Annotated in this window: 2 rRNA genes; both read right to left on the bottom strand. The window is 64.1% G+C overall.

Annotation, left to right across the window (positions count from 1 at the left end):
• A 23S ribosomal RNA gene (locus I2E26_RS08885) occupies positions 1 to 558 on the bottom strand; the annotation flags it as partial.
• A 368-nt stretch (positions 559 to 926) separates the two neighbouring features.
• Positions 927 to 2,436: ribosomal RNA gene (locus I2E26_RS08880) — 16S ribosomal RNA — on the bottom strand.
• Between the last annotated feature and the right edge of the window lie 136 nt (positions 2,437 to 2,572).

Here is a 2,572-nt window from a genome sequence, read left to right as displayed (position 1 = left end):
CTTTCCCTCACGGTACTGGTTCGCTATCGGTCACAGGAGAGTATTCAGGCTTGGAGGGTGGTCCCCCCGGGTTCGGACCGGGTTTCACGTGCCCGGCCCTACTCAGGGACCTCCGCCGGGCTCCATCCTCAGGGTGCGCCTACGGGGCTCTAACCCTGTGCCGCCGGCCTTCCCATGCCGTTCGGCTCCCCTGGATGGATGCCCGCCGGGAGCGCCAGCTCCCGGGCGGGAGGCCCTGCAACCCCGGCGGCGGTATAGGCTGGCGCCCGCCCGCTCGCCGGTTTGGCCGTCGGCCCCCTTTCGCTCGCCGCTACTCGGGGGATCTCGTTGTTGATTTCTTCTCCTCCGGGTACTTAGATGTTTCAGTTCCCCGGGTTGTCCTCCCCCGGAATATGAGTTCTTCCGGGGGATGCCAGGACTTCTCCTGGCGGGTTCGCCCATTCGGAGACCCGCGGGTCGAGGGGTGTGTGCCCCTAACCGCGGATTATCGCAGCTTGCCGCGTCCTTCATCGGCTTCCTGTGCCAAGGCATCCGCCGTGCGCCCTACGTATCTTGCCCGCGCCACGGCGCGGGCGTCCGTAGTTCCTCGGTCGCTATACGCGACCGGTGCATGGGTGTCGCATACCGTCCGGGCCCTGGGGGCCCGGGCGGTCAGATGCTCCTTGCATTTCTTTCGATATTCTTGTTCTCGCAGATTTATTCGAAGATGAATCTTCGTCCTCTTCAAGTTGAGAATCGATCAGATCAGATGTATTCACTACAGATCTTCGTCTCGCTATGCGGCTCTCAAGGTACGCGGGTGCGTGCCCCGGGGACCGGACGCTGCGGGCGGGGGCGCCGGGAGGACAGGCCGGACGGGTGTGCTCCACCGCGCCCGTCTGAACAATGTTGATTGATCTAGTTTTCCTAGAGGTGTATCTCCCTAGAAAGGAGGTGATCCAGCCGCACGTTCCCGTACGGCTACCTTGTTACGACTTCACCCCCCTCACCCTCCACACCTTCGACGCCTCCCTCCCGCGAACGGGTTGGGGCGGCGGCTTCGGGTGCAGACGACTCGGGTGGTGTGACGGGCGGTGTGTACAAGGCCCGGGAACGCATTCACCGCGGCATGCTGATCCGCGATTACTAGCAACTCCGACTTCATGGGGGCGGGTTGCAGCCCCCAATCCGAACTGGGGCCGGCTTTGAGGGATCCGCTCCGGCTCGCGCCATCGCATCCCGCTGTACCGGCCATTGTAGCACGTGTGCAGCCCAGGGCATAAGGGGCATGATGACTTGACGTCGTCCCCGCCCTCCTCCGGCTTGGCGCCGGCGGTCCCGCATGGGTGCCCAGCTCTACCTGCTGGCAACATGCGGCGGGGGTTGCGCTCGTTGCGGGACTTAACCCAACATCTCACGACACGAGCTGACGACAGCCATGCACCACCTGTGCTAGCTCCTCTCGGCCACCGGGTCTCCCCGGCTTCACTAGCATGTCAAGCCCTGGTAAGGTTCTTCGCGTTGCTTCGAATTAAGCCACATGCTCCGCTGCTTGTGCGGGCCCCCGTCAATTCCTTTGAGTTTTAGCCTTGCGGCCGTACTCCCCAGGCGGGACGCTTAATGCGTTGGCTGCGGCACGGAGGGACTCTCCCCCCACACCTAGCGTCCATCGTTTACGGCTGGGACTACCAGGGTATCTAATCCTGTTCGCTCCCCCAGCTTTCGCGCCTCAGCGTCGGTCTCGGCCCAGAGGGCCGCCTTCGCCACCGGTGTTCCTCCCGATATCTGCGCATTCCACCGCTACACCGGGAATTCCACCCTCCCCTACCGGACCCGAGCCGCGGGGTTCGGGGGGCGGACCGGGGTTGAGCCCCGGGATTTGACCCCCCGCCTACGCGGCCGCCTACGCGCGCTTTACGCCCAATGAATCCGGATAACGCTCGCCCCCTACGTATTACCGCGGCTGCTGGCACGTAGTTAGCCGGGGCTTCTTCTGCAGGTACCGTCTTGACTCGTCCCTGCTGAAAGCGGTTTACGACCCGAAGGCCTTCGTCCCGCACGCGGCGTCGCTGCGTCAGGGTTGCCCCCATTGCGCAAGATTCCCCACTGCTGCCTCCCGTAGGAGTCTGGGCCGTGTCTCAGTCCCAATCTGGCCGGTCGGTCTCTCAACCCGGCTACCCGTTGTAGGCACGGTGGGCCGTCACCCCGCCGTCTACCTGATGGGCCGCGACCCCATCCGGCTCCGCGAAAGCTTCGCCCGCCCGGACATGCGTCCGGGCGGGTTCGCCGGGTATTACCCGCGGTTTCCCGCGGCTATCCCCGAGAGCCGGGCAGGTTGGTCACGTGTTACTCAGCCGTTCGCCACTCGCTTCCACCCGGGGGTGGGTGCCGTTCGACTTGCATGTGTTAGGCGCGCCGCCAGCGTTCATCCTGAGCCAGGATCGAACTCTCCGTCCAAATACATGGGCGCGGAAGAGCCCGTCCGGCCGGCTGTAACGCCGATCGGATCCATTCTGTGCTATAAGCTAGTTTCTGGTTTGGAAAGGAATCGCAAGGTTCTCGCCTTACTCTTCTGACTTCCGTACATCACTGC

The organism is Collinsella sp. D33t1_170424_A12 (genome assembly GCF_015554865.1).
In the GTDB taxonomy this organism is placed as follows: domain Bacteria; phylum Actinomycetota; class Coriobacteriia; order Coriobacteriales; family Coriobacteriaceae; genus Collinsella.
Note: the sequence above shows the minus strand (reverse complement) of the source record. Positions and strands in the feature narration are given on the sequence as shown.